A 24,979-nucleotide genomic window follows, 5' to 3' on the forward strand; every position below is an offset into this window, starting at 1 on the left:
AAGCGTTAGTTTCCCTAAATCCTCTTCCTCTATTTTTCTTCTTGCTTCAATATATTGCTCCTACCTTTGCAGTACAATCAGAAAGCCAAGTGCGCATAGGCTTGATGATTGAATGATAAATTAAAACCCAATAAAGATAAAAATGATGGAAAATATTAATAATAAATTAGTTGAGAATGTAAACGTAGTAGTAAACAACAAAAATAATAAGGACATGAAACAAGAAGCAACTTATAAAACAGTAAAAGCCAATATCAATGGCACAGTAGAAAACATAATTTTGGGATATTCCACCTATAACATGGAAAGACCTAAAGATAAAGCAGACCTGATTTCTCTTATTGATAAAGAGAAAATGCTGGACGTAATTTTCCATTTAGGAAATGCTGATATATTCTGGAATGAGGGAATAGAGTTGAAAGATGCAAATGGAAATATCATTCCTAAAGACACACCAAATGTTTATGTTCCATGCGATACCGCTGATACTTATTGGAGATTTGAAGTAGATGAAATCTTACAGAATGTTGAGATTCATAAATTTAACTCTCTACAGGAATACGGACAGGTTATAGGTAACACAACACTTTATAGCCGTAAACCCAACAATGTTGAATCTTTAGGTTTTGCATCCATTGCATCTAAAAATCCGACCTATAATTCAATTTACAATTTTGCCAAGAAACATAGTATTCCTATGAATACTGCCATGTCGTTTTTTGATGTAAAACTGAAACAGGTACAAACAATGCAGTTGGCTATGGGTTTAAATGTAAAGGATATTCCTGAATTAAAGAGAACGGAAGAAGAAGCAGAACAACTAATAGAATCGGTTGAAATGGTCTTTGGGAAGCAGGAAAAAGGCAAAAGATATGCTATCAATTCCATTAATACAACTATCCGACAGTTCAATTTAGAAACTGTTCTTGACGCATTGGCTAAAATTCCAGCATCAATCATAACGACATATAAGATGAGTGAATGCCATGAGAAAGAGAGCTGTTTGGTGGCTGAATTAGTCTTGTTTATTTGTGAAATGCAGGAAAAACAGGCTGCTTAACTAATTTGAAGCCCATGTGACAGGTGGGCTTCTCTACTCCAAATTTTGTAGTTTGGCATTTCAGCCTTATAGAACTACCTCAATTTATACCTTTTATGAACTTTAGACATAGCCTTTGTTCATTTATTGGTATTGGAGCTAACAGTTTCTTAAAAGACAATAATATATGGTAACCAAGTTAGATATTCAAGAAAAAGATGGATTTCTTATTATGAATGATTTTCCTGATAATTGCATTTTTAATAAGGTGAAAACAGGATGTGGTGCAACAACTATTGCGCTTACTAATAACAAAAACTATATTATAGCCGTTCCAACAACAGAGCTTATAGAAAATAAATGTTACCCTGTTAAAGGAATAAATGGAAATATGAAATTCTGGAAAAGAAGTGAACGTAAAGCAGGATTAAGCCCAGTAATTAGTAATCTGTTTGGCTTATATGGGAATTTCACCTATGAACTTAAACGGAAATTAAAAGACTACTTATCTACTACAGGAATAAAGAAAATAATTTGTACTTATGATAAAATAGATAAGTTAGTTGAATTTATCAATCCAAAGGAGTTTAAATTATTGATTGATGAATATCATAATTTCCTTAAACAGTATTCATTCAGGAATAAGGCTATAGATGGTGTTCTTGCTCACTTCAAGGAATTTAAATCTTATTGTTTCATATCTGCCACACCTATTCCAGAAGTTTTGAAACCTACTATATTTAATGGAATACCTGAACATATAGCCGACTGGAATGAGGTTGATGATATAACTGTTTATCCTTATCATACAGATAAACCATATATGATTGCAGCACAATTTATTAAGGTTTATCAAACAAAAGGATTTTTGAATGTAAACGGCAAGGAAAGTAAAGAAGCCTATTTCTTTATCAATAGTGTTACAGAGATAAAAGCAATACTAAAACAAACACAGCTAACGGAAGATGATTACAGGATTATATGTGCAGATAATGATAAAAATAGAATGACATTGAAAGGATATACCATATCCAGTTCAACTGATACACCCAAAAAGTTCAACTTTATAACTTCAAAATCATTTGAAGGTGTGGACTTCTATTCTGAAACTGGATTATGCTTTGTGGTCAGCAATGTTTTAAACAGGCACACATTGGTCAGCATTGATATGGATATACCTCAAATTGTAGGGAGAATCAGAACCAAGTCCAATCCATTTAGAAATAAGGTAGTCCATATCTTCAATACTAAAGCTACTGACCATTACACGACATTTGAAGAAATGGAGCAGATAGTGAACGAGGAAATTAAAGCTGCACAAGAAAGGGCTGATATGCTTAATAATGCCAAGCTATCAGAACCTGCAATCAAGCAACAGGTTAATGAAATTAAGAAAGTTGGGGTTGAATCTTACCTATCTTATCAAGAGAATAAATTTATCGTTAATGATATGGTAGCCAAGTTGCAACTTTACAGTTACTATATTGCTACTGTGGTTTATCAATCAGATAAATCATTAAGAGAAACTTATGCTCAGTCTGGAGTAGTAACAACTAAAGGTAAATGGCATATCGCACCTGAGAAGTTTGTCAAGGAGTTAATTGTAAAGCCACAATTCAGAGAATTACATAAACGATATTGTGAAATCAAAGCAAATCCAATGACATTTGACTTACAAACCATTGATATAGAACATGAATACCCTATTTTAGGCAGGGCTTACCGTAAGCTGGGAATACAAGAGCTGAAACGTTTACGGACTATCAAATCTATTAAATTAGCTTTAGGTGAAATTTGATATTTAAATTACAAGAGGGGGCATACCACAATTTTATACCCCCTCACACTATTCAATAGAAAAATGAAAATTGGTAGACACCTGCCCACCCCCCAGATTCATTATAAATTTTACTATTCACCTCACATCATTGATAGACTTTATAGGATGATACACAAATACATAGATAATATAAATAGCCTAATCGTATCACACCTATAAATGTACCAAGAGTATTTGTAATCGTACCAAGAGGGAATCGAAGCAATTCATTGCTTCATGGGCGATTCATTGCTCTGGAGTTAATTCAATCAATAATCATTTAAACAATTTATCATTATGAGAAATTTAGTTATTATGCCAGCTATGGCACAGAATCGCGAAAGAATGAATTTGGGTGAATATGCGGAAGAAGCTACCGTTATTATGGACGAGCCAGTAAAGCCAGCCAATCATTTTATCGAAGCCAACACACAGGAAGTGACATTGAATCATTTGAAGAATGATTGCATTACTCCAGTGTTCTCTAAGGACAATGAGCTTACTATCAATCATGCCCAGTTTGTGGAAACCATACAGGATGCAGCACAGTCTTTCTTTAGTGGTGAAAAGGTGGAACAGGCCACAATCAGAACAAGCCACATCATTAAAGGCAGAATCCCAAAAGCAATCCACAAGCCAGCCAATCAACTTTTGGAATCAGATAAGACTATCTACTATGAAAGGGCAGCTTTCAGCATTGATATTCCTACTATCTATGAAACTGTGGGAGGAAACAAGCTGAATCTTTCCATCGTAGGAGTAAGAGCTTACAACCAGATGAATCTATATTCAAAGAAAGTTCCAGAGTTGTTCCGTTTGGCTATCGGATTCAAAAATCAAGTCTGCTGTAACATGTGCATCTTTACTGATGGTTACAAGGAAGATTTGAGGGTAAGTAACACTACAGAATTATATCGTGCAGCACTGGAACTTTTCAGCAACTACAATCCAGCCAGACATCTTTATCTGATGCAGCAGTTAGGCAACACTTCCATGAGTGAACACCAGTTCTGCCAGATAATAGGCAGAATGCGACTTTATCAATGCTTGCCAACAGGCTACCAGAAAGCACTACCCAGAATGTCGCTTACTGATACACAGATAAACAGTGTAGCCAAGGCATACATCAATGATGAAAACTTTGGCAGCTTCGGAAGTGAGCTTAATATGTGGAAATTCTACAACCTGTTGACTGGAGCCAACAAGTCAAGCTATATTGATTCATTCTTAGACCGTTCTTTAAATGCTACTGAAATGGCTTTAGGAATTAATTCAGCATTACATGGTGATGAGAGATATAAATGGTTCATTGATTGAGAGAGAAAAGGGCATTCTTCATGGGTGTCCTTTTCTTAAATATCAAATAATTAACCATTTATATTTGTAAGTACGCAAATAAGTACATATCTTTGCATTATAACAAAGGAGGATTTATGAGAACAGCCAATTACACAGATTTAAGAGCCAACTTGAAAAGCTACATTGATGCGGTCATTGACGATTATGATACCGTAGTTGTCAATCGTGGGAATGGCAAAGGAGTAGTAATGATTTCTTTGGATGAATACAATTCTCTAAAAGAAACAGAGTACATCATGTCGTCACCCGATACAATGGAAGCAATACATAAAGGTGAAGAGGATATTAAGAACGGTAACTCTATATCCCAAAAGGAAGGTGAAAGCATAGAGGATTTCTTAAAACGGGCAACATGTACAGAATAACATTATCGGAACAGGCACGGAAAGATTATCTATACTTTACCCAAAGCGGAAACAAGGCTATCTTAAACAAAATCAAAACTTTATTGGAAGATATTGCCGCACACCCATACACAGGAATAGGAAAACCAGAACCGCTTAAATATGAACTGGCAGGCAAATGGTCAAGAAGAATCAATGCAGAGCTTAGAATTGTTTACTTCGTGCATAATGATATAATAGAGGTTTACATATTCTCTATGAGATACCATTATTCCAAGAAATAACACACATATTACTAATATTGAAGAAAGGACAGCTATTAAGTTAGTTGTCCTTTTTTATTTCTACCAATACTTACAATCATGGATAAACAGATAGATAAACTTATAGACCATATCAGAGATTTAGAAAACCGTTTGGGCGAAGTGGATAACAACCTCAGATATATAAAGGTAGTACAGGCATTGAAACATTCCTTAGATAAATTGGATGATATGTTTAGAAATAATCAAGAATTGCAGCATGAATATCAAGCAGCCTATCATAGCTATTTCTATACAGGTTACAGATTCTCCTTTTATGATAGAATCTGTAATTCTATACTGGATTATAAATATGGAAACAAACCTTTTTAAAATTGACATTATGAATATAGATTATAAAGTAGGAGAAGTGAAACTTTCCTACAAACCCAAATTCAAAAATCAGCAAAAAGTAACCTGCTCAGAGGATGCTTATAAATATATGTTTTCCACATATAAGAAAGGAACGATATGCTACAAGGAATATTTCAAAGTCCTGTTCCTAAATCAAGCCAACCAGATTTTAGGATATACTCTAATTTCAGAGGGAGGACTGACAGAAACGATTGCAGATATAAGACTTATTTTTCAAGCTGCACTACTTACAAATTCCGTAGCTTTAATTCTGGCACATAATCATCCAAGTGGAAATTTAAAGCCAAGCCCAGAGGATATAAGGCTTACAAAACAGATAAGGGAAGCATCAAATTTCATGCGAATAAAAATCTTAGACCATATCATCATTTCAGATACAGAATACTACAGTTTTGCAGATGAAGGAATACTGTAACATAAATAAGGGCACTCAATATTTTAGTTGGGTGTCCTTACTTTATAATATTCACTTTGATAATTAGTGAATGTTTCCTTATAAATCAATGAGTTAGTAAATCCAACTCAAAAATAATATTCACTTTTATTCATTAACTTATAAAACAGAACATTATGTCACTTAAATATTCAAGCACAACAGCAGACTATCTTGTTTGGTCAGATGCAATGAATCTTATCAGGAAACTGGCTAAAGATGATAATTATAAAATATCACTTCTTATAGCTTTAGGTTGTTTTACAGGACTGAGAATTTCTGATATTCTGGCTTTAAGATGGAAGCAGATATTAGGTACTGACGAGTTTTCTGTAATTGAGAAAAAGACAGGAAAGCAAAGAACCATAAGACTGAATCCGCAGTTACAGGAACATATAAGAGAATGTTACGAGCATATAAACCCAATTGGAATAAATGCACCAATCTTAGTAAGTCAGAAAGGCACAGTCTTTTCAGTCCAGAGAATAAATATCATTCTTAAAGAGATTAAGAAGAAGTACAGGCTAAAGATTAAGAACTTTTCCTGCCATTCACTTAGAAAGACTTTTGGTAGACAGGTCTACAATATGAATAGTGAAAATTCAGAGCTGGCATTAGTAAAACTGATGGAACTTTTCAATCATAGTTCTGTAGCCATTACTAAAAGATACTTGGGATTGAGGCAGGAAGAAATATTGCAGACTTATGAATCTTTGAATTTCTAAACTACAGGTAGGACAAATCAAGAGCAAGGTTAGATTATATACCCCAATCAAAGTTTGTCCTACCCAAATTTTAAACTCCAGCTATACCTAAAGTCTGATTATTTGTGTTTGGCATTTCAGCCTTATAGTAACAGGTCAAATCCATAAGTTTTTAAACTTTAGAACTATTTCAACTCTTATAAACCATACTGGAGATAGCTGTTTGTAAATAGCCAAAGATATAGCCGTATAAAGAGTATATATGTTCCAAATCCTTTCCAGATTGTTAAAAATCAAGGATTCATACACTTTCATTCCTTTTATGTTTATTTGATAAAGAATATATTAATATATTTGCAAGAAAATTATAAGCATTGATAATCAGACAGTAGTTTGATTATAAGTTCTCCAATGTTTTTTATTAATAGCTTATCCAAGGGAACAGATAAGCATTATTTTAATATAAAATGACTACTACTGAAAAGCTTTACACAGCAGGACTTGCTTTATTTTTTATTGACTTTACAAAACCAGCAGGATTAAGCTGCATAAATAATGAGTTAATTAAATTAGGAATAAGAGACGTTAAAGATGCCATGTCTGCTATTCAAAATAGTACCAAAGAAGAAATTTATAGAGTTCTTAGAAATATGAATAGAGAAGATAAAAAGACTGCACAACAACACCTACTAAATTCATATTTAAATGGTGGTAAAATGAATGACCCACAAATGGCTTTTATTTTAAATGAAATATTAACAGAATGTGGAATGATTGACAAACAAATATAATTATGGGATTCTTTTCAAACTACAATGCTATTGGACGCATCAATGCTTTAATTAAACAGCTTGAACCAAAACTTGATTATATAGCAAGTGAGTTACAATATCCTTATTCTGCTAACAAAGAAAGACTTAGAGTTGAATGTGGAACTGTAAGTGTACTTATGAGTGAAATAGCAGATATTGTACAAAGTTCAGGGCGAAGCGTCTTTCTTGCACCTTATTATTTTAAAGGTAAAAAAATGACAATAATGGATTTGCATGGAATAGCTGCATCTTTAGTCCAGCAAGCAGAAGAATTATTATAATACAACCTTAATACATACTGATATGAATGAAATTCAACAGAAAAAAATTATGTCTTCCATTTTTGGAATAATGATGGTAAGTGGACATCTTAATGACCAATTTAAGATGGCAAAGGAACTTAAAGCTATTCATTACTTACTCAAAGTACAAGAAAATCTTTCAGAACAAGAAAGCGACAATTGTTTATATTACTTTTTTAAAGAATATGCCCAAGGATGCAAACAGCCAATTTCTGATTCATATATAAGAAATAACATGATTCCAATTATAAAGAATTTTGATAGCATGGATTTAACGGCTGGAGCATCTTTATTATTAGCTGCAAAGACAAACCTATAAAAAGCACAATAATTCTCGTAATCTAATGAAAGCACATAATTGGGTACTTTTTATTTATAATAGGAATAGCATTTTATCAAAACACTAAAAGTTACAAACAAAATTTACTTCTATCTTAAAAAGATAAACTATCAGAACTAAATGCTTTATCTGGACAAGCCATAAAACTAATGGAAGTCCAGATAAAGTAGTTTTAAAGCCATTGTAAAATTAGGAAAAGTGAAACTATTAACATACTGTACAGACTGGAAAGCTATCTATATTATATGGATATTGGGGTTTATCTTTATAAGTAAACCATTACCTTACCATGATGAATATCTACTAAAGCAATATGAGATTTCATGGTGGGTTATTGGAGCATTTATAACAGGCGTGGCTATATATCATATTACTCAAAAGAACTGGATACAAAGCCTACTTTTGTTGCTACTGTTTATAGTTCCTAAACTATTGGTAATGGTTGATAATAATGTCAGTTCATTTATTTTTCAGCTATTGGGAATATGAGATTCTTGGAAGATATAAAAATACCTGTTTGTCTGTCAATGGGCATTTGTGCAGTCAGAGCATTTATACATAGTTTGATAACAGAAGAAGAAAGATATAGTCGTTTATATAATTCAATCTACAAGGAAAGACTGGAATACATTAATACCATTGAGAACTGGCTGTTAATAGTTAGCATATCAATACTTATACCAAGCCTTGTTTACAACATCAAGAAGAAAAGAGTAAAGAATTACTGTTTGCTACTCATGCTAATAGCTTTGGTGATTCCTTGGATTTCCTTCGTTTATTGTTTTAAATGAGACAGCATTTCTATGTTGCTTTTATTGGGCAAGAATATTGAAATAACCTTTCTTCATAAAGGGATTGTCCTTTTCATTATAAATATATCGAATTGATTGCCTGTACAGGTTATAATCGCTAAATTTGTAGTGCGGTTTCAGCCGTAAGAGATTATTAATTTATTGTTGAATACTTCTTGTTTACTTGCTGAGTTAAACCAAGAGTTAAACCAGTCTTGTAAAACCTGAATAATAAATTATCAGAAAGAGTGGATAAAAGGCTGTAGCTCAGTTGGTAGCTACCGAAAGCGAAGCTTTTGGGAGCCGAAGAAGAGCATCAGCTTCCCAAGCTGAGGGTCACGGGTTCGAGTCCCGCTTGCCGCTCCCGTTGATAATCAGAGGCTTATATAATGTAAGCTTCTGATTTTTTTATTTTGATATACTCCCTTCATAAAGAATCAAGGCCTTGTTGCCCATTCCTTACACCTTACCGTAAAGGTGGTCATCTTCTTTGCTGTATTCCCCGGAGCCCTTGCAACCTTTGTATTCCCAATAATCCATAATCAAACCATTATTCTTCCAATATATTCAGATAGTGTGAGAAATAATTCTTTTTTCGTAACTTCGCAAAAACCCTAAACCGAAATCTTTATGAAAGCAAAGTTACTGATTGCCCTGTTCGGCTTGCTGCTCAGCCTGGGCACTACCTCGTGCGTGACACCGCGACACGCCAAGAGACCTCCCCACAAGAAAGAAGTTCCTCCCGGACATGCCAAGAAGAAACACGGCAAGAAAGCGGCCAAGTTCGATGCTCCGGGACACCGCAAGCCGCTTCCTCCGCAAGTCTGAGAAATAGAAATTCACCCTTCGGACCAGCCTTCAGCGGAAGTGTCCGGAGGGGGGAAAAAAGGAAATAACTACTCTTTTTAGTTATTTAACTATGAAAATTAGTTTATAAACTAAAAGTTTTAGTTCTTTGCGGTAACCAAATGAAACGGATATGAAAACACTTACCGCCAAAGAAGAAGAAATCATGGGATTTTTCTGGGAGAAAGGCCCCATGTTCGTCAAGCAGCTGGTGGAACTCTACGATGAACCCCGGCCGCATTTCAATACCCTGTCTACTATTGTACGGGGGCTGGAAGAGAAGGGTTACCTGTCGCATACAGCGTTTGGTAATACCTACCAGTATCATGCCGTAGTGTCGGAAGAGGAATTCCGGCGGAAAACCTTGCGTGGGGTCATCTCCAAATATTTCAACAACTCTTTCTTAGGGGCTGTCTCCTCGCTGGTGAAAGAAGAAGACATTTCGGTGGAGGAACTCAAGGAACTGATACAGAAAGTAGAAGAAGGAAGGCTATGAGAAAACGTATATTGCTGACAACGTGGCTGCTATATAGCCTGATGCTGCCTTTCTGGGGACAGACGGAAAGTAAAAAGGAACCGAAACTGCTGATAGACGGCTGTTTCTTCATGGAAACGCCCTCCGAACTGGATGGGGCAAAACTCAAGATGGCAGTTCTGAAGAGCGAAGACGGACGGATGATGATACTGGTAACAGGCGTCAAACTTAGCGAGAATTCAAAGACGTACGCCGTTCCTCTGTCTGAAGTGAAGGATGCAGATTATTGGCTGGAGAAAGCGAAGGAAAACGTAAAGTTTATGTCAATGATTACTCACACTTCTAAACTGGCCCTGAAGGAAGGGGAGCACATTAAGCCTTTCAGCGTACAGGCTACCGATAGTACCCGCTGGACTGACCGCAATACCCTGGGACGTCCGCTGGTGCTCAACTTCTGGTACACGGGGTGCGGTCCTTGCATCCGCGAGATGCCCGAACTGAGCAAATGGCTAGATGCCTGCCCTGATGTGAATTACCTGGCCGTCACCTGGAACACTCCCGAACAGATACAGACGATTGTGGAACGTCAGGGATTCCGCTTTCATCAGGTAGCAAACGATTCTGCGTTGTGGAAGATGTTCGGCGTACAGCAGACACCCACCACGGTAGTGATTGATAAGCAGGGGGTAGTGCGAAAGCTCACCATAGGTACCAACCAGCAGAAACGTGACGAACTACTGAAAACTATCCGACAATTATCGGCCGAGAAATAAACAGAAATTAGAAAAGACCTTAGCCGGTACAGAATAATAATTGTAAACACACATAAAGTCATGGGAACCTTTTTAGTCTACATACTCAAATCGGCCGTCTGCCTGGCGGTGTTCTACCTGTTCTACCGCCTGCTGCTCAGCAAGGAGACTTTCCACCGCTTCAACCGGATAGCCCTGCTGGGGGTGATGGTACTCTCGTGCCTGCTGCCTCTGATACAGGTCACGGTCAAGGAGGCTTCTCCGGTAAACATGCAAGTGATGTCGATGGAGGACTTGCTGCTGATGTACCAGTGGAACCAAGGAGCGACGGTAGTAGAAGAGGGGGGCCACTCGCTCCGCTGGCAGGAAATACTGGTACTGGTCTACTTCGCGGGACTGCTGTTCGTCATTGTCCGCCACCTCTGGTCGTTGGGACGCATGCTCTTCCTCATCCGCCACAGCCGGTGCGAGAAGCTGGACTACGGCGTCCGGCTGGTGATACACCAACGCCACATCGCCCCTTTCAGCTGGATGCTCTACATCGTGATTTCGGAAACCGACCTGAAGGAAGGAGGACACTACATCCTGGTACATGAACTGGCCCACATCCGTCACCACCATTCGTGGGATTTACTGCTGACCGAGCTCTGCGCCTGGGTGCAATGGTTCAACCCGGCCATCTGGCTGCTCAAGCAGGAATTGCAAAACATCCACGAATACGAGGCCGACGAGGAAGTGCTCCGTCAGGGCATCAATGCGAAAGAATATCAAATGTTATTAATAAAAAAAGCCGTTGGCGCAAGGCTCTACTCTATTGCCAACAGCTTTAATCACAGTTCACTTAAAAAACGTATCACTATGATGATTCGAAAAAAATCCAATCCGTGGGCACGTGCCAAGTACCTCTATGTACTTCCGCTGGCAGCCGTTACCGTGGCCGCCTTTGCCCGTCCCGAAATCTCCCAACCGCTGGACGAGATTTCAAGTGTCAAAGTTAATGATTTATCGGCAGTTCTGGAAACGTATGCCGATAAAAATGTGTCGAACCCTGCCGAAAAGGTCACCCTGAGGATGAAGGTGGTGGATGAAAAGGGAGGACCCATCATCGCGGCAACCATACTCGTGGTGAATACGACCAACGGTACCATTACCGACGAAAACGGCAACTTCACGCTTGAAACCGCTACCGACCAAAGCATCCAGGTGTCCTACATTGGTATGGGTACGGTCACGATGACAGTCAAGGACTGCCTGAAGAAGGCCGACCAGACGATTGTACTGCCTGAAGGTGACACAAAGAAAGATGTGAAAGTAGTAGCACCTGTTCCGCAAGCCGTGACTTCGGACGACCGGACCTTTGACGTGGTGGAACAAATGCCGGAATTTCCGGGCGGCATGAAGGAATGTCTGAACTTCCTGGCCCGCAACGTGAAATACCCCACCAAAGCACAGGAAGCCGGTAAGCAGGGACGAGTCATCGTACAGTTCATCGTGCAGAAGGACGGTTCGCTGAGCGACCTTCACGTACTCCGCCCGGTCGACCCGTGGCTGGATGCGGAAGCCATCCGGGTGATTGGCACCATGCCGAAATGGAAACCGGGCATGCAGCACGGTCAGGCGGTTGCCGTGAAATTTACTCTCCCGGTGACTTTCATGTTGGAGGGTTCCAAGAATAAGCCGCAGGCAGGAAAGAATGATGTAGTCGTAGTGGCATACGGTACGGATTCGGATGCTCCGGCCGATGTGCCGACCGTCCGGATGCATCAGAACAGCAAGGACGACCTGGGAAAAGAGGGAGCATCGCCACTGGTGCTGATAGACGAAACGGAAGTCTCTACCGAAACGATGAACAAGCTCGACCCGCAGCAGATTGAATCCATTACCGTATTGAAAGATGTGTCGGCTACGGCCAAATACGGCAAAAAAGGGAAGAACGGCGTGATTCTCATCACCACCAAAAAGAAGTAAAAAAACGCACTTGCGCTCTTACTGAAACGCAAGTACGTTTAAAGGAAAACGCCTTTGCGTTTGAAGTAAAACGTAAAGGCGTTTCAGACCAAACGCAAGGACGCTTTACCACAAACGTCCTTGCGTTTTTTTATGAATTTCAGCGGTTTTTATAAACGATTGTTTATCAAAGAGTTACTCCATTCTTGAAAATGGCGATTTCACGGTAGTTCTTCTTCTCGTTGTTCACAAACTCCCCGCTGGCCACCCGAATCACATAGTCGGTGAAACGACGGCAGGTAGTCTCCATCGGTTCGTTTTCCACAATGACGCCCGCATTGAAATCAATCCATCCGGGCTTCTGTACCGCCAGATGAGAGTTGGTGGAAATCTTCATCGTAGGCACGAAGGTACCAAAGGGGGTACCGCGCCCCGTGGTGAAGAGCACGATATGGCAGCCCGAAGCGGCGAGAGCCGTAGCCGCCACGAGGTCATTGCCCGGAGCCGAAAGCAGGTTGAGTCCCTTGGTCTGCAAACGGTCACCGTAGGCCATCACGCCCGACACGTAGCTCTTGCCGCACTTCTGCGTGCAGCCCAAGGCTTTCTCTTCGAGCGTGGAGATGCCGCCCGCTTTGTTGCCTGGCGAAGGATTCTCACCCACAGGCTCCCCGTGGGAAAGGAAATATTCCTTAAAATCGTTGATCAGGTTCACGGTCTGCCGGAAGAGTTCCGGCGTGCGGCAGCGGTTCATCAGGATGGTCTCCGCCCCGAACATTTCGGGTACTTCGGTCAGCACCGAGGTGCCTCCCTGTGCAATCAGATAGTCAGAGAACATGCCCAGCAGCGGATTGGCCGTGATACCGGAAAAACCGTCAGACCCGCCGCACTTCAGTCCCACGCGCAACTCGGAGAGGGGTACCTCCGTACGTTCGTCCTGACAGCACTTGGCATACAGTTCGCGCAAGATGCGCATGCCTTCCTCGTATTCATCGTCCACCTTCTGCGCCACCAGGAAACGGATGCGGTCTTCATCGTACGGACCGATGAACTCCCGGAACACGTCGGGCTGGTTGTTCTCGCATCCCAGACCTACCACCAGCACGGCTCCGGCGTTGGGATGCAGCACCATGTCGCGCAGAATCTTCTTCGTGTTCTCATGGTCTTCGCCCAGCTGCGAACAGCCGTAGTTGTGGGGGAAAGCCACGATGGCATCCACCCCCTTGCCACCGTCCGTCTCGCGGCGGAGACCTTCGGCCAGCTGGTTCACGACACCGTTCACGCAGCCCACGGTCGGGATAATCCAAATCTCGTTACGCACCCCCACATCGCCGTTACGGCGGCGGTAGCCCTTGAACGTGCGATGCTCCACGGCGATATCCGTATGCACCTCCACCGGCGTGTAGGTATAGTCCAGCAGCCCTGCCAGATTGGTCTTGATATCTTTTTCGCTCACCCAGGTACCTTCGGGCACGTCCTTCATCACGTGACCGATGGGGTAGCCGTATTTAATGACATTTTCTCCGGCACGGAAATCCTTCAGTGTCACCTTGTGTCCGGCGGGCACGTCCGTGCGCAGCGTAATAGTCCGTCCGTCTGCCTCGATGGTCTCTCCCGCACGAAGGGGAACGATGGCCACCGCCACATTGTCGGCCGGATTGATTCGCAGATAAGTTGTTTTCATATAATTGCAGTATGATCAGGTTATTCGTTGACGTGTGTATCGAAATAAAAGTCGAGATTCTCCGTCGTAATCAGGTTGATGGGCATGTAGTTGCAGTTTTTCACCTTCTTGCGCAGAATCAGGTGGTTGCACAGACATTCAATGCTGTTGTATCCCTGCACCGTGGGCTGCTGTGCGATGATGAAGTCGATGCTTCCCGCCTTCAGACAAGCCACGTTGCGGCGGAGCAGGTCGTATCCCATCAGGTGGAAATCCGTACGCCCGTGACGCTGCATGTATTCCCCGATGATATACGCCTTCGAGTTGAAGGTGATGCCACACTTCACGTCGGGATGAGCGGCAAAGAACTCGTCGAGGCGCGACGCATCTTCGCCCGGCTGCTTGGCATAGAGGTTGAGCTCCCACATCTTCAGCTCCGGGCAGTGCTCCTTCATGTACTCATAGAAACCTTCCTCGCGGTATAGCTGCTGGTTGGACCCCAGGTGTCCTTCGTTAATCTGGCGGAAGATGACGATTTCCGTCTGTCCCTGAGACAGCAGACGCAACATGCGTGCCGCAAAATAGCCGCTCCGCCGGGCATGCTGTCCGTAGAAAGCCAGCGGGGAAAGCCGGGGAATGTTCGAGTCGATGAACACGTAAGGGATGCCTGCTTCCTGCAAACGGCCGACAAAGCGTTCGGTTTCTTCTTCGATGGCAGGCGAGAGGATAACCCCGTCGGGCTGCTCGTCGAGGATGTGCATTCCCGCTTCGGTGAAAGCCCCCGACTCGTACTGGTCGTAATAGAAAGCCGACAGCGAGACGTTGAAATCGGAAAAACGGGCCACCGCCTGTTGCATGCCGTGTTCCACGTCTGTCCAGTAATCTCCCTCGTTGTGCGACGGGAGCAGATAGACAAACCTGTATTTCTTGTTCGAAGCCAGCGCGCTGGCATACATGTTGGGCTGATAATTCAACTTCTGTAATATTTCCTCCACCTTCATACGGCTGGAAGCAGACACCCCGCTCCGCGAATGAAGTACACGGTCTACCGTTCCTACCGACACACCGGCTATCTGAGCGATGTCCTTGATACGGATTCTCTCTTGCTGTTTTTCCATGCTTTCACCTTATTATATATTGTAAAAACTCATCCTGCAGTAAAATACCACTTTTTTCGATACAAATATATAACTTATTTTGGTTTTTAAAAAATAAACTGTACCTTTGTGTGCGCACACAGAGAGGATATTTTCAAGAATGGCAGGTGCCGGCTATCCTTCTGCGAGGCGAACGGAAAACTACATTATCAACCATATAAGTATAAAAAGATTATCTAGCCATGGGAAAAATTGTTACTTTAGGCGAAATCATGCTGAGATTGTCTACACCGGGCAATACTCGCTTTGTTCAATCAGACAGCTTCGACGTGGTGTACGGCGGGGGCGAAGCCAACGTGGCAGTAAGCTGTGCCAACTACGGCCATGAGGCATATTTCGTAACCAAGCTGCCGAAACACGAAATCGGACAGTCGGCTGTCAATGCCTTGCGCAGATACGGTGTGAAAACGGACTACATTGCCCGCGGCGGCGACCGTGTAGGTATCTACTATCTGGAAACGGGAGCTTCCATGCGTCCCAGCAAGGTGATTTACGACCGCGCACATTCTGCCATTGCGGAAGCAGATCCCTGCGACTTCGACTTCGATGCCATCATGGAAGGAGCCGACTGGTTCCACTGGTCGGGCATCACTCCGGCCATCTCGGACAAGGCGGCCGAACTGACCCGTCTGGCATGCGAAGCAGCCAAACGCCACGGAGTAACGGTTTCCTGCGACTTGAACTTCCGCAAGAAGCTGTGGACCAAGGAAAAGGCACAGTCTATCATGCGCCCATTGATGCAATATGTAGACGTTTGCATCGGTAACGAAGAAGATGCGGAACTTTGCCTGGGCTTCAAACCGGAGGCCGACGTGGAAGGCGGAAAGACCGATGCGGAAGGCTACAAAGGCATCTTTACGGCCATGGCCAAGGAATTCGGCTTCAAGTATGTGGTGTCGACACTGCGTGAATCTTACTCTGCCACCCACAACGGCTGGAAGGCCATGATTTACAACGGCAAGGAATTCTATGTATCCAAACACTACGACATCGACCCGATTATCGACCGCGTAGGTGGAGGCGACTCTTTCTCCGGCGGTATCATCCACGGCCTGCTCACCAAGTCTACGCAGGGTGAGGCACTGGAATTCGCCGTGGCTGCTTCGGCACTGAAACACACCATCAACGGCGACTTCAACATGGTTTCTGCCGAAGAGGTGGAAGCACTGGCAGGCGGAGATGCCAGCGGACGCGTACAAAGATAATTTTCAAACACAACCAATCAACCTTACAAGAAATGGCTAAATTCGATAAAATTGCGGTGTTGGACAAAATCGGTTCAACGGGTATGGTGCCTGTGTTCTATCACAAGGACGTGGAAATTGCAAAGAAAGTGGTAAAGGCTTGCTACGACGGGGGTGTACGTGCTTTTGAATTCACCAACCGTGGCGACTTCGCCCACGAAGTGTTTGCCGAAGTAGTGAAATTCGCTGCCAAGGAATGTCCGGAAATGGCAATGGGAGTGGGGTCTGTAGTAGATCCTGCCACGGCAGCCCTTTACATCCAGCTGGGTGCCAACTTCGTGGTAGGTCCGCTGTTCAACCCTGAAATCGCCAAGGTGTGCAACCGCCGTCTGGTGCCTTACACTCCTGGATGCGGAAGCGTGTCTGAAGTAGGTTTCGCCCAGGAACTGGGATGCGACCTGTGCAAGATTTTCCCGGGCGATGTGCTGGGCCCGAAACTGGTGAAAGGCCTGCTGGCTCCGATGCCGTGGTCCAAACTGATGGTGACCGGCGGAGTGGAACCGACACAGGAAAACCTGACAGCCTGGGTCAAAGCCGGCGTATTCTGCGTAGGCATGGGTTCCAAGCTCTTCCCGAAAGACAAGGTAGCCGCTGAAGACTGGGCATACGTGACCGACAAGTGCAAGGAAGCCTTGGGCTACATCGCCGACGCCCGCAAATAAGACAAAATTCATTTTGTTTAAAGGTGTATAAGTAGAAAGCCTCGCAATGTCCTTCACACACATTGCGGGGCTTTTTTATGCCCGCAAGCGGAAGAATATTCATGAAAAAATCCAAAAACGACGCCCTCCGCATGGATATGTGGACGGAAAATCCTATCTTTGCATGAAATTTTTCGCGAAATATGAAAATTAAGGAAATTGTGAATGCCCTTGAGATATTCGCGCCTCTGCCTTTACAGGACGGATTCGACAATGCCGGACTGCAAATCGGATTGACAGACGCGGAAGCTACAGGGGCTTTGTTGTGTCTGGACGTCACGGAAGCCGTGGTAGATGAAGCCATCACGCTGGGATATAACCTGATTGTGTCCCACCATCCGCTCATCTTCAAGGGCTACAAGTCGATTACCGGACGCGACTACGTGGAGCGTTGCATCCTGAAAGCCATCAAGAACGACATCGTGATTTTCTCGATGCACACCAACCTGGACAATGCCCCGCAGGGAGTGAACTTCAAGATTGCCGAAATTATCGGACTGAAAAACCTGCGCATCCTGGAGCCGAAAGAGAACCAGCTGCTGAAACTGGTCACCTTCGTCCCCACAGCCCAGGCCGAAGGGGTGCGCCAGGCCTTGTTCGCCGCCGGATGCGGATGCATCGGCAACTACGACTCCTGCAGCTACAACCTGGAAGGAAAGGGCACTTTCCGCGCACAGCCGGGCACGCATCCTTTCTGCGGAGAAATCGGCCAGCTGCATGAGGAACAGGAGGTGCGAGTGGAGACGGTGCTTCCGGCCTACCTGAAAGGGAAGGTGCAGAAGGCCCTTATCGAGGCTCATCCTTACGAGGAACCGGCCTACGACTTCTATCCCTTGCAGAACGAATGGGCACAAGCCGGTTCGGGACTCGTGGGCGAACTGGAAGAACCGGAAACGGAGACCGACTTCCTGCGCCGCGTGAAGAAACTGTTCGAAGTGGGCTGCGTGAAACACTCGCGCATGACGGGACGCCTCATCCAGAAGGTAGCCCTCTGCGGAGGAGCCGGAGCCTTTCTGCTGCCCAAGGCGGTAGGCGCGCACGCCGACGTCTTCCTGACAGGCGAAGTGAAATACCACGACTATTTCAGCTACGAGAACGACATACTGATAGCGGAAATAGGGCACTACGAAAGCGAACAATATACCAAAGACTTATTATATTCAATCATACGGGAGAAGTTTCCGACACTCGATGTACAGCTGACGCGTGTCAATACCAATCCCATAAAATACTTGTAGAAAACTATGGCTAAAGAAGCAAAAAAAGATCCGAATGAATTGAGTGTAGAAGAAAAGCTGAAAGCACTCTATCAGTTGCAAACCATGTTGTCGGAGATTGATAAAATCAAGACACTGAGAGGGGAGCTTCCGCTGGAAGTGCAGGACCTGGAAGACGAAGTGACCGGTCTGAGCACACGTATCGAAAAGATCAAGGGTGAGATTGAAGAGTTGAAGTCGAATGTGGCCAGCAAGAAAATCGAAATCGAAACGGCCAAGACTTCCATCGACAAGTATAAGAGCCAGCAGGACAATGTGCGCAACAACCGCGAATACGACGTGCTGACCAAGGAAATCGAATTCCAGAGCCTCGAAGTGGAACTCTGCGAAAAACGTATCAAGGAATACACCGCCGGCATCAAGGCCAAGGAAGAGGAAATCGTGAAGAGTGAACAGCTGCTCGAGGAAAGAAAGAAAGACCTGGAAGTGAAGAAGAACGAGCTGGACGAAATCGTGGCCGAAACCAAACAGGAAGAAGAAAAGCTGAGAGAAAAAGCAAAGAACCTGGAAGCTACCATCGAACCGCGTCTGCTTCAGGCTTTCAAGCGTATCCGTAAGAACTCACGCAACGGTTTGGGTATCACTTACGTGCAGCGTGACGCTTGTGGCGGTTGCTTCAACAAGATTCCGCCTCAGAAACAGCTCGACATCCGCATGCGCAAGAAAATCATCGTTTGCGAATACTGCGGACGTATCATGATTGACCCGGAACTGGCGGGTGTGGAACCGGAAAAGCATCTGGAAACAAAAATGAAATAAGTGCCGGAAAACCGGTGACTGGAAAGAGGCCGTCTCAAAATGAAATATAATTTGAGATGGCCTTTTTTGTGTCTGCAAAAAAAATCGGGCAAGCCCAAACTTCGCTCAGTCAGGACTTGCCCGTCTCCCTAATTTTTCGTATCTTAGGGAATCAAGCAATATATCCCAAAGATAATGTTTAAAAACTATACCTCCAACGATAATCTGCTTTTACCTCCGTGTTTAGGCGATTTTATTCCCCAGAACGATCCGGTCCGGGTTGTTCACCGCATCATTGAACAGATCAGCCTGGAAGAACTTTACCGCAAGTACTCCGTCAAAGGCTGTCCGGCCTACCATCCCCGCATGATGCTGCAGATTCTGGTATATGCCTATCTGCGCAATATCTATTCCAGCCGCCGCATTGAGGAGTTCTGCCGCAATGACATCCGCTTCATGTGGCTGACCGGTACCAGGGTGCCTGACCACAACACCATCAACCGTTTTCGCAGCAGCCGGCTGAAGGATGTGCTCAAGACCGTCTTCGCCACCATCGTGAAGTTCCTCGTGGCGGAGGGCTTTGTAAGTCTGGACGTAGCCTGCACCGACGGGACGAAGATGGAGGCGAACGCCAACCGTTATACGTTCGTCTGGGGCAAGTCCATCCACACCCGCATCTCCAGAATTGCGGAACAGCTTGAGGAGATATGGCGGTACGCCGAGTCCGTCACCAAGCAGGAGCTGCGCGACTCCGCTCCCGTCACTTACCAGGACATCACCCCCGAGAAGGTGGAAAGGGCGCTGGAACAGATACATGAAGCTCTGGAGGGAACGGATGCGGACCGGAAAGTGAAGGCCAAGGTCCGGCGCGTGAGGAAGGCATGGCCCGAACAGCTGAAGAAATACGAATCCCAGGGAAAGATTCTCGACGGGCGCAACAGCTACTCCAAGACAGACCCCGACGCCACGTTCATGCGGATGAAGGAGGACCACATGAGGAACGGGCAGCTCAAGCCCGGATACAACCCGCAGGTCAGTACCAACAGACAGTTCATCCTGAACTATACCCTCCACCAGTGTGCCGGTGACACCTCCACCTATCCCCTGCACATGGAAGACTTCCATTCCCTGTACGGCAGATATCCTGACGTGTCCGTCTGTGACGCCGGGTACGGAAGCGAGGAGAACTACCTGTACGCCTTCAGGCATGGCATTGAAACCTTCATAAAGTACAACTATTTCCATAAGGAACAGAAAAGGAGCTTCAGGAATGACCCGTTCCTGTCCGCCAACTTCTACTATAATGAAGAAACCGACGGGATGTACTGTCCGATGGGACAGAGGATGGAAAGACTCTCCGATGTAAAGCGGACGACAGACAACGGTTTTGTACAGACCGTCTCAAGGTACAGGGCACGGAACTGCAAGGGCTGCCCGTTAAGATGCCGGTGTCACAGAAGCCGGTCGGAAAGGATTGTGCAAGTGAATCATCGGCTGAGAAAAATCAAGGAAAGGGAACGTGAGAAACTCCTCTCCGAGGAAGGTCTTAAATACCGGAGCCAGCGGCCGCAGGATGTGGAAGCCGTATTTGGAAACCTCAAGAACAACAAGCACTTCAAGAGGTTCCATCTTCGTGGGCTGAAAAAGGTGGAAATTGAGTTTGGCCTGCTGGCCATAGCGCATAATCTTGCAAAAGTAGCCTCTTAGGAGGCTTCTGACGAGGGAAAAACGGTGTAAAACGTGAAATCTGTAGAAGGAAACTTGTAAATTCCTTTTTGAGGAAAAATCCAAACGACTTCAATCTGATATGAAACGACAGAGGCCATCTCAAGGTTTATTTTGAGACGGCCTCTTTTTTTATGCCTTACAAATCGGCATAGCGGGGGATGTCGGGAAGAAAATAATACGTGTTGCGCGCATAGTCGATGCGGCAGCAGTAGTGACGGAGCCCGTTGCTCACCACCAGATAGTCCACCTTCAACACCATGTTGTAGCGCGTAATCTGGTCGAAGACCGCCTGCGTAATCTCCACCGTAGGAGCCTTGTACTCCACAATCATCTGCGGGGTCAGGTCGCGGCGATAGAGCACCGTGTCGCAGCGTTTCTTCGTCCCGTTCAGGCTGATCTGTATCTCATTGGCCAGCAGCCCTTGCGGATAACCCTTTACTTCCAGCAGGAAATGCGTGAAATGCTGGCGCACCCATTCTTCCGGAGTCAAAGCCACATAACGGCGGCGGATTACGTCGAATATCACGTGCTTTCCGTCGCGCTGCGCAATCTTGGCGTCAAAAGCAGGTAAGTTCAATGCATCCATAAGCGTCCTTCTATTACGGGGCAAAGATACGCTATTTTCCTAAAACCACATAAAAGCTGAATTATTTTCCAAAATCTGCGGGTCTCCGGTGCGAGAAAATCCCGAATTCTTTTTCCTGTTTGCATTATTATTGTACATTTGCGTAAATGGAACGTGATTCCACGTTTCTGAGAAAACCTTATTGGCAACACAAATTCTGAAATCCAATGAAAACGAAAGAAGAAATAGTAGCAAACTGGCTGCCGCGCTACACCAAGCGGAAGCTGGAAGACTTCGGTGAATACATCCTGTTGACGAACTTCAACAAATACGTCGAAATCTTTGCCGAACGGTTCAACGTGCCCATCCTGGGACGCGACGCCAACATGATTTCGGCCCATGCGGAGGGAATCACCATCATCAACTTCGGGATGGGAAGCCCCAATGCCGCCATCATCATGGATCTGCTGAGTGCCGTGCACCCCAAGGCGTGCCTCTTTCTGGGCAAGTGCGGGGGTATCGACAAGAAGAACCAGATAGGCGACCTGATTCTCCCCATTGCCGCCATCCGCGGCGAAGGAACGTCGAACGACTATTATCCGCCCGAGGTACCGGCGCTTCCGGCCTTCATGCTCCAGCGTGCCGTATCGTCGGCCATCCGTGACCACTCACGCGACTACTGGACGGGAACAATCTACACCACCAACCGCCGCATTTGGGAGCACGACGAGGAGTTCAAGAAGTACCTGCTGAAAACCCGTGCCATGGCGGTGGATATGGAGACGGCCACCTTGTTCACCACCGGATTTGCCAACCACATCCCGACGGGTGCCCTACTGCTCGTGTCCGACCAGCCCATGATTCCGGAAGGCGTGAAGACCGAACAGAGCGACTCGATGGTGACCAAGAACTTCGTCCATGAGCATGTGGAAATCGGCATCGATGCCCTGCGCATGATCATCGACGAAAAGAAAACCGTAAAACACCTGAAATTCGACTGGTAAACGAGGCGGAAAACAATGGCAAAGGAAGTCACATACGAAGAGATTGTACGCAACCTGAAGAACCGGGTCTACGCGCCTGTCTATTTCCTGATGGGCGAAGAGGATTACTACATCGACCGGATTGCCGACTACATCATCGACACCGTGCTGAACGAGACGGAAAAGGAATTCAACCTGACCGTGGCCTACGGGGCGGATACCGACGTGGCCAACGTCATCAATGCGGCCAAGCGCTACCCGATGATGTCGGAATATCAGGTGGTGGTAGTCAAGGAGGCACAGAGCCTGAAACGCCTCGACGAGCTGGCCTTCTACCTGCAGAAGCCCCAGAAATCGACCATCCTGGTGATGTGCTACAAGCACGGCAGTATCGACCGCCGGAAGAAACTGGCCGCCGAAATCGAAAAGAACGGCGTGCTCTTCGAATCGCGCAAGCTCAAGGACAGTCAGCTGCCCGGTTTCATCTCGTCGTACCTGAAGCGCCGGAAGGTGGAAATCGAGCCCAAGGCTTCGGAGATGATGGCCGAGTTCGTGGGAGCCGACCTGAACCGCATGGCGGGCGAACTGGAGAAACTCATCCTGACGCTTCCGGCAGGCATGCGCAGAATCACACCGGAACAGATAGAGCGCAACATCGGCATCAGCAAAGACTATAACAACTTCGAGCTACGGAGCGCGCTGGTAGAGAAAGACGTGCTGAAGGCCAACAAAATCATCAAGTATTTCGAGGAAAATCCCAAGAACAATCCGTTGCAGATGACGCTGGCCATCCTGTTCAATTTCTTCTCCAACCTGATGCTGGCTTATTACGCTCCTGAAAAATCCGACCAGGGAGTTGCCGCCCAGCTGGGCCTGAAAAGTCCGTGGCAGGCGAAGGATTACATGCTGGCCATGCGCCGTTATTCGGGCGTGAAGGTGATGCAGATTATCCATGCCATCCGCGAATGTGACGCCCGGTCGAAAGGCATCGGCAATCCGTCCACGCCCGACGGGGAACTGCTGCGCGACCTGATTTACTTTATCCTGCACTAAATTTTCTCTCCGAAGCGGAGAAGTTACATAAGCCCTCAAAAAAACGGCATACATTCGGAAAATCGCCGGATGTATGCCGCTTTTTTCGTTTTCGCGAGAATTGAAAATTCCGGGGCGAAATACAAATGGACGTCAAATTTTAAATTCTCACGAGGTTTCCCTACAAACGGTCAATTACAAGTAGAATTGGAAGAAGAAAAATACAAAAGTAAACCTGCTTTCGTGTAGATTTGTATGGTTTACATTTGTATTTGCTACTTTTATACACTACAAATGTAAATATTCCGAATCGAGTAGGGGAGTGATTACACTGATACAAAGCGTTTTACAAGAATAAACCGTTACATCTCTAAATGTAAACGAATAAATATAACCTTCACTTTAACCATACATAACAGACTGATTACCAGTTATTACAAGGCGAATTTCCACAAATACATTCAAGAAAAAGAGGGAATAAGACGAATAAACTTCAAATTCGGCCCAATATACACATGTATCAAATCATAAATAACATAAAACCAGTAATATAACAATATAATATAAAGTAAATTACAATTGTATTTACACTTGTATAGAAGCAATATTGTACAAATGGAATACACAGTTTTACATCTGTAACGATATAAATTTAGATTTATAAATTTGCATTTCTAAATTTAAAGAATTACTTTTGTAATCAAGAAACAAAGCCATTTCCATTTGTATATGAAGGACCGGATTCTAAAAATCATGCAAAAAGAGGGATTGACGAACGCCGAATTCGCCGAGAAGATTGGGATTTCCACCTCGTCACTGTCGCACATCTTCAGCGGGCGAAACAAACCGAGCCTGGAAGTCGTGATGCGCATCCACAAAGCCTGTCCGTATGTCAACATCAACTGGCTGCTCTACGGAGAAGGCGAAATGGAAGAAAGCGCTCCCGCCGTGACAGGCATGGACCTGTTCACCCAACCGCTTGAGAATCCGAAAAACACGTCCGACGAACCGGATTCTCCCGATTTTTGCAAGGAGAACGAGGTTCCCAAGGTGGTTTATCCCCCCAAAGAGATTATCAGAGAGGAAGTTAAGTACATCGAGAAGCCACATCCGAAGATTACCGAAATACGCATTTTCTTCGACAACGGCACCTACGAGGTCTTCAAACCCGAAAAATAACGCCCCGCACAGGAAAAAGCATCCCCCCGGGAGCTAGGCATATAAAAGGTAAATTCGTATCTTTGCGTGACAGAA

Annotated in this window: 26 protein-coding genes and 1 tRNA gene; 24 read left to right on the forward strand and 3 right to left on the reverse strand. The window is 44.6% G+C overall.

Annotation, left to right across the window (positions count from 1 at the left end; translation table 11 throughout):
• The first annotated feature begins 145 nt into the window (after nt 1–145).
• From OIM59_RS07505 to OIM59_RS07580, 16 genes are all read left to right on the forward strand, one after another.
• Nucleotides 146–1,060 (forward strand): hypothetical protein, encoded by a 915-nt coding sequence (locus OIM59_RS07505; protein ID WP_303895999.1) that lies wholly within the window; start codon nt 146–148, stop codon nt 1,058–1,060.
• 166 nt (nt 1,061–1,226) lie between these two features.
• Complete coding sequence (locus OIM59_RS07510; protein WP_303896000.1) at nt 1,227–2,837, forward strand: hypothetical protein; 1,611 nt, start codon at nt 1,227–1,229, stop codon at nt 2,835–2,837.
• Nucleotides 2,838–3,155: 318 nt separating this feature from the next.
• On the forward strand, nt 3,156–4,175 hold the full coding sequence (locus tag OIM59_RS07515; protein ID WP_303896001.1) for a DUF3871 family protein: 1,020 nt from the start codon (nt 3,156–3,158) through the stop codon (nt 4,173–4,175).
• A 116-nt stretch (nt 4,176–4,291) separates the two neighbouring features.
• Nucleotides 4,292–4,582, forward strand: coding sequence for a type II toxin-antitoxin system Phd/YefM family antitoxin (locus tag OIM59_RS07520; RefSeq protein WP_303896002.1), 291 nt, complete (start codon nt 4,292–4,294; stop codon nt 4,580–4,582).
• Entirely contained in the window at nt 4,570–4,845 is a 276-nt protein-coding gene (locus OIM59_RS07525) for a Txe/YoeB family addiction module toxin (RefSeq protein ID WP_303896003.1), read from the forward strand. Before OIM59_RS07520 ends, OIM59_RS07525 begins: the two co-directional genes overlap by 13 nt.
• Before the next feature lie 78 nt (nt 4,846–4,923).
• The gene (locus OIM59_RS07530; RefSeq protein WP_299170784.1) at nt 4,924–5,196 is read left to right on the forward strand and encodes a hypothetical protein; all 273 of its coding nucleotides are present in this window, start codon (nt 4,924–4,926) and stop codon (nt 5,194–5,196) included.
• Between the two features lie 10 nt (nt 5,197–5,206).
• A complete protein-coding gene (locus OIM59_RS07535) occupies nt 5,207–5,653 on the forward strand; it encodes a RadC family protein (RefSeq protein ID WP_303896005.1) in 447 nt (148 codons plus the stop codon).
• A gap of 155 nt (nt 5,654–5,808) precedes the next feature.
• On the forward strand, nt 5,809–6,396 hold the full coding sequence (locus OIM59_RS07540; protein WP_303896007.1) for a tyrosine-type recombinase/integrase: 588 nt from the start codon (nt 5,809–5,811) through the stop codon (nt 6,394–6,396).
• 446 nt (nt 6,397–6,842) lie between these two features.
• Entirely contained in the window at nt 6,843–7,166 is a 324-nt protein-coding gene (locus tag OIM59_RS07545) for a hypothetical protein (protein WP_303896009.1), read from the forward strand.
• Nucleotides 7,167–7,168: 2 nt separating this feature from the next.
• On the forward strand, nt 7,169–7,468 hold the full coding sequence (locus tag OIM59_RS07550; protein WP_118485067.1) for a hypothetical protein: 300 nt from the start codon (nt 7,169–7,171) through the stop codon (nt 7,466–7,468).
• A 22-nt stretch (nt 7,469–7,490) separates the two neighbouring features.
• Nucleotides 7,491–7,808 carry a hypothetical protein gene (locus tag OIM59_RS07555; RefSeq protein WP_303896012.1) on the forward strand — a complete coding sequence of 106 codons (318 nt, stop codon included), beginning with the start codon at nt 7,491–7,493 and terminating at the stop codon, nt 7,806–7,808.
• A gap of 1,068 nt (nt 7,809–8,876) precedes the next feature.
• Nucleotides 8,877–8,980, forward strand: a tRNA-Gly gene (locus OIM59_RS07560).
• A gap of 270 nt (nt 8,981–9,250) precedes the next feature.
• Complete coding sequence (locus tag OIM59_RS07565; RefSeq protein WP_288354565.1) at nt 9,251–9,448, forward strand: hypothetical protein; 198 nt, start codon at nt 9,251–9,253, stop codon at nt 9,446–9,448.
• Nucleotides 9,449–9,599: 151 nt separating this feature from the next.
• Nucleotides 9,600–9,962, forward strand: a complete 363-nt coding sequence (locus tag OIM59_RS07570; protein WP_148329847.1) for a BlaI/MecI/CopY family transcriptional regulator — start codon at nt 9,600–9,602, stop codon at nt 9,960–9,962.
• Nucleotides 9,959–10,714 (forward strand): TlpA disulfide reductase family protein, encoded by a 756-nt coding sequence (locus tag OIM59_RS07575; protein WP_303896015.1) that lies wholly within the window; start codon nt 9,959–9,961, stop codon nt 10,712–10,714. The genes OIM59_RS07570 and OIM59_RS07575 overlap by 4 nt, the downstream gene beginning before the upstream one ends.
• A 60-nt stretch (nt 10,715–10,774) precedes the next feature.
• Complete coding sequence (locus OIM59_RS07580; RefSeq protein WP_303896017.1) at nt 10,775–12,661, forward strand: M56 family metallopeptidase; 1,887 nt, start codon at nt 10,775–10,777, stop codon at nt 12,659–12,661.
• A gap of 166 nt (nt 12,662–12,827) precedes the next feature.
• On the opposite strand, the gene OIM59_RS07585 is transcribed toward OIM59_RS07580, so the two are convergent.
• Both OIM59_RS07585 and OIM59_RS07590 read right to left on the reverse strand, forming a co-directional pair.
• Nucleotides 12,828–14,321, reverse strand: a complete 1,494-nt coding sequence (locus OIM59_RS07585; RefSeq protein ID WP_303896018.1) for a UxaA family hydrolase — start codon at nt 14,319–14,321, stop codon at nt 12,828–12,830.
• A 20-nt stretch (nt 14,322–14,341) separates the two neighbouring features.
• Complete coding sequence (locus tag OIM59_RS07590) at nt 14,342–15,418, reverse strand: LacI family DNA-binding transcriptional regulator (RefSeq protein ID WP_303896020.1); 1,077 nt, start codon at nt 15,416–15,418, stop codon at nt 14,342–14,344.
• Nucleotides 15,419–15,639: 221 nt separating this feature from the next.
• Between OIM59_RS07590 and OIM59_RS07595 the strand changes: the two genes are divergently transcribed.
• From OIM59_RS07595 to OIM59_RS07615, 5 genes are all read left to right on the forward strand, one after another.
• Entirely contained in the window at nt 15,640–16,662 is a 1,023-nt protein-coding gene (locus tag OIM59_RS07595) for a sugar kinase (RefSeq protein ID WP_072542610.1), read from the forward strand.
• Nucleotides 16,663–16,694: 32 nt separating this feature from the next.
• The gene (locus tag OIM59_RS07600) at nt 16,695–17,363 is read left to right on the forward strand and encodes a bifunctional 4-hydroxy-2-oxoglutarate aldolase/2-dehydro-3-deoxy-phosphogluconate aldolase (protein ID WP_299173524.1); all 669 of its coding nucleotides are present in this window, start codon (nt 16,695–16,697) and stop codon (nt 17,361–17,363) included.
• Between the two features lie 182 nt (nt 17,364–17,545).
• Nucleotides 17,546–18,640: a Nif3-like dinuclear metal center hexameric protein gene (locus OIM59_RS07605; RefSeq protein WP_303896021.1), complete on the forward strand. Its 1,095-nt coding sequence runs from the start codon at nt 17,546–17,548 to the stop codon at nt 18,638–18,640.
• Nucleotides 18,641–18,646: 6 nt separating this feature from the next.
• Complete coding sequence (locus tag OIM59_RS07610) at nt 18,647–19,438, forward strand: zinc ribbon domain-containing protein (RefSeq protein WP_072542613.1); 792 nt, start codon at nt 18,647–18,649, stop codon at nt 19,436–19,438.
• A gap of 174 nt (nt 19,439–19,612) precedes the next feature.
• On the forward strand, nt 19,613–21,124 hold the full coding sequence (locus OIM59_RS07615; RefSeq protein ID WP_303896023.1) for an IS1182 family transposase: 1,512 nt from the start codon (nt 19,613–19,615) through the stop codon (nt 21,122–21,124).
• A gap of 157 nt (nt 21,125–21,281) precedes the next feature.
• Here OIM59_RS07615 and OIM59_RS07620 read toward each other — a convergent pair whose 3' ends face one another.
• Nucleotides 21,282–21,731, reverse strand: a complete 450-nt coding sequence (locus OIM59_RS07620; RefSeq protein WP_299168135.1) for a type I restriction enzyme HsdR N-terminal domain-containing protein — start codon at nt 21,729–21,731, stop codon at nt 21,282–21,284.
• Between the two features lie 206 nt (nt 21,732–21,937).
• Between OIM59_RS07620 and OIM59_RS07625 the strand changes: the two genes are divergently transcribed.
• The 3 genes from OIM59_RS07625 to OIM59_RS07635 all read left to right on the forward strand — a co-directional run bounded on the left by OIM59_RS07625 (nt 21,938) and on the right by OIM59_RS07635 (nt 24,904).
• The gene (locus tag OIM59_RS07625) at nt 21,938–22,714 is read left to right on the forward strand and encodes an AMP nucleosidase (protein WP_072542615.1); all 777 of its coding nucleotides are present in this window, start codon (nt 21,938–21,940) and stop codon (nt 22,712–22,714) included.
• A gap of 15 nt (nt 22,715–22,729) precedes the next feature.
• Nucleotides 22,730–23,746 carry a DNA polymerase III subunit delta gene (gene holA, locus OIM59_RS07630; protein ID WP_072542616.1) on the forward strand — a complete coding sequence of 339 codons (1,017 nt, stop codon included), beginning with the start codon at nt 22,730–22,732 and terminating at the stop codon, nt 23,744–23,746.
• A gap of 708 nt (nt 23,747–24,454) precedes the next feature.
• On the forward strand, nt 24,455–24,904 hold the full coding sequence (locus OIM59_RS07635; protein WP_072542617.1) for a helix-turn-helix transcriptional regulator: 450 nt from the start codon (nt 24,455–24,457) through the stop codon (nt 24,902–24,904).
• Nucleotides 24,905–24,979: the final 75 nt, after the last annotated feature.

The sequence above is a fragment of the Bacteroides mediterraneensis genome (assembly GCF_025993685.1).
Classification (GTDB): Bacteria; Bacteroidota; Bacteroidia; order Bacteroidales; family Bacteroidaceae; genus Phocaeicola; species Phocaeicola mediterraneensis_A.

Excerpts from the sequence above, each read along its gene's own strand:
- OIM59_RS07505 (WP_303895999.1), top strand. The coding sequence starts at position 146 with ATGGAAAATATTAATAATAAATTAGTTGAGAATGTAAACGTAGTAGTA.
- OIM59_RS07510 (WP_303896000.1), top strand. The coding sequence starts at position 1,227 with ATGGTAACCAAGTTAGATATTCAAGAAAAAGATGGATTTCTTATTATG.
- OIM59_RS07515 (WP_303896001.1), top strand. The coding sequence starts at position 3,156 with ATGAGAAATTTAGTTATTATGCCAGCTATGGCACAGAATCGCGAAAGA.
- OIM59_RS07520 (WP_303896002.1), top strand. The coding sequence starts at position 4,292 with ATGAGAACAGCCAATTACACAGATTTAAGAGCCAACTTGAAAAGCTAC.
- OIM59_RS07525 (WP_303896003.1), top strand. The coding sequence starts at position 4,570 with ATGTACAGAATAACATTATCGGAACAGGCACGGAAAGATTATCTATAC.
- OIM59_RS07530 (WP_299170784.1), top strand. The coding sequence starts at position 4,924 with ATGGATAAACAGATAGATAAACTTATAGACCATATCAGAGATTTAGAA.
- OIM59_RS07535 (WP_303896005.1), top strand. The coding sequence starts at position 5,207 with ATGAATATAGATTATAAAGTAGGAGAAGTGAAACTTTCCTACAAACCC.
- OIM59_RS07540 (WP_303896007.1), top strand. The coding sequence starts at position 5,809 with ATGTCACTTAAATATTCAAGCACAACAGCAGACTATCTTGTTTGGTCA.
- OIM59_RS07545 (WP_303896009.1), top strand. The coding sequence starts at position 6,843 with ATGACTACTACTGAAAAGCTTTACACAGCAGGACTTGCTTTATTTTTT.
- OIM59_RS07550 (WP_118485067.1), top strand. The coding sequence starts at position 7,169 with ATGGGATTCTTTTCAAACTACAATGCTATTGGACGCATCAATGCTTTA.
- OIM59_RS07555 (WP_303896012.1), top strand. The coding sequence starts at position 7,491 with ATGAATGAAATTCAACAGAAAAAAATTATGTCTTCCATTTTTGGAATA.
- OIM59_RS07565 (WP_288354565.1), top strand. The coding sequence starts at position 9,251 with ATGAAAGCAAAGTTACTGATTGCCCTGTTCGGCTTGCTGCTCAGCCTG.
- OIM59_RS07570 (WP_148329847.1), top strand. The coding sequence starts at position 9,600 with ATGAAAACACTTACCGCCAAAGAAGAAGAAATCATGGGATTTTTCTGG.
- OIM59_RS07575 (WP_303896015.1), top strand. The coding sequence starts at position 9,959 with ATGAGAAAACGTATATTGCTGACAACGTGGCTGCTATATAGCCTGATG.
- OIM59_RS07580 (WP_303896017.1), top strand. The coding sequence starts at position 10,775 with ATGGGAACCTTTTTAGTCTACATACTCAAATCGGCCGTCTGCCTGGCG.
- OIM59_RS07585 (WP_303896018.1), bottom strand. The coding sequence starts at position 14,321 with ATGAAAACAACTTATCTGCGAATCAATCCGGCCGACAATGTGGCGGTG.
- OIM59_RS07590 (WP_303896020.1), bottom strand. The coding sequence starts at position 15,418 with ATGGAAAAACAGCAAGAGAGAATCCGTATCAAGGACATCGCTCAGATA.
- OIM59_RS07595 (WP_072542610.1), top strand. The coding sequence starts at position 15,640 with ATGGGAAAAATTGTTACTTTAGGCGAAATCATGCTGAGATTGTCTACA.
- OIM59_RS07600 (WP_299173524.1), top strand. The coding sequence starts at position 16,695 with ATGGCTAAATTCGATAAAATTGCGGTGTTGGACAAAATCGGTTCAACG.
- OIM59_RS07605 (WP_303896021.1), top strand. The coding sequence starts at position 17,546 with ATGAAAATTAAGGAAATTGTGAATGCCCTTGAGATATTCGCGCCTCTG.
- OIM59_RS07610 (WP_072542613.1), top strand. The coding sequence starts at position 18,647 with ATGGCTAAAGAAGCAAAAAAAGATCCGAATGAATTGAGTGTAGAAGAA.
- OIM59_RS07615 (WP_303896023.1), top strand. The coding sequence starts at position 19,613 with ATGTTTAAAAACTATACCTCCAACGATAATCTGCTTTTACCTCCGTGT.
- OIM59_RS07620 (WP_299168135.1), bottom strand. The coding sequence starts at position 21,731 with ATGGATGCATTGAACTTACCTGCTTTTGACGCCAAGATTGCGCAGCGC.
- OIM59_RS07625 (WP_072542615.1), top strand. The coding sequence starts at position 21,938 with ATGAAAACGAAAGAAGAAATAGTAGCAAACTGGCTGCCGCGCTACACC.
- holA (WP_072542616.1), top strand. The coding sequence starts at position 22,730 with ATGGCAAAGGAAGTCACATACGAAGAGATTGTACGCAACCTGAAGAAC.
- OIM59_RS07635 (WP_072542617.1), top strand. The coding sequence starts at position 24,455 with ATGAAGGACCGGATTCTAAAAATCATGCAAAAAGAGGGATTGACGAAC.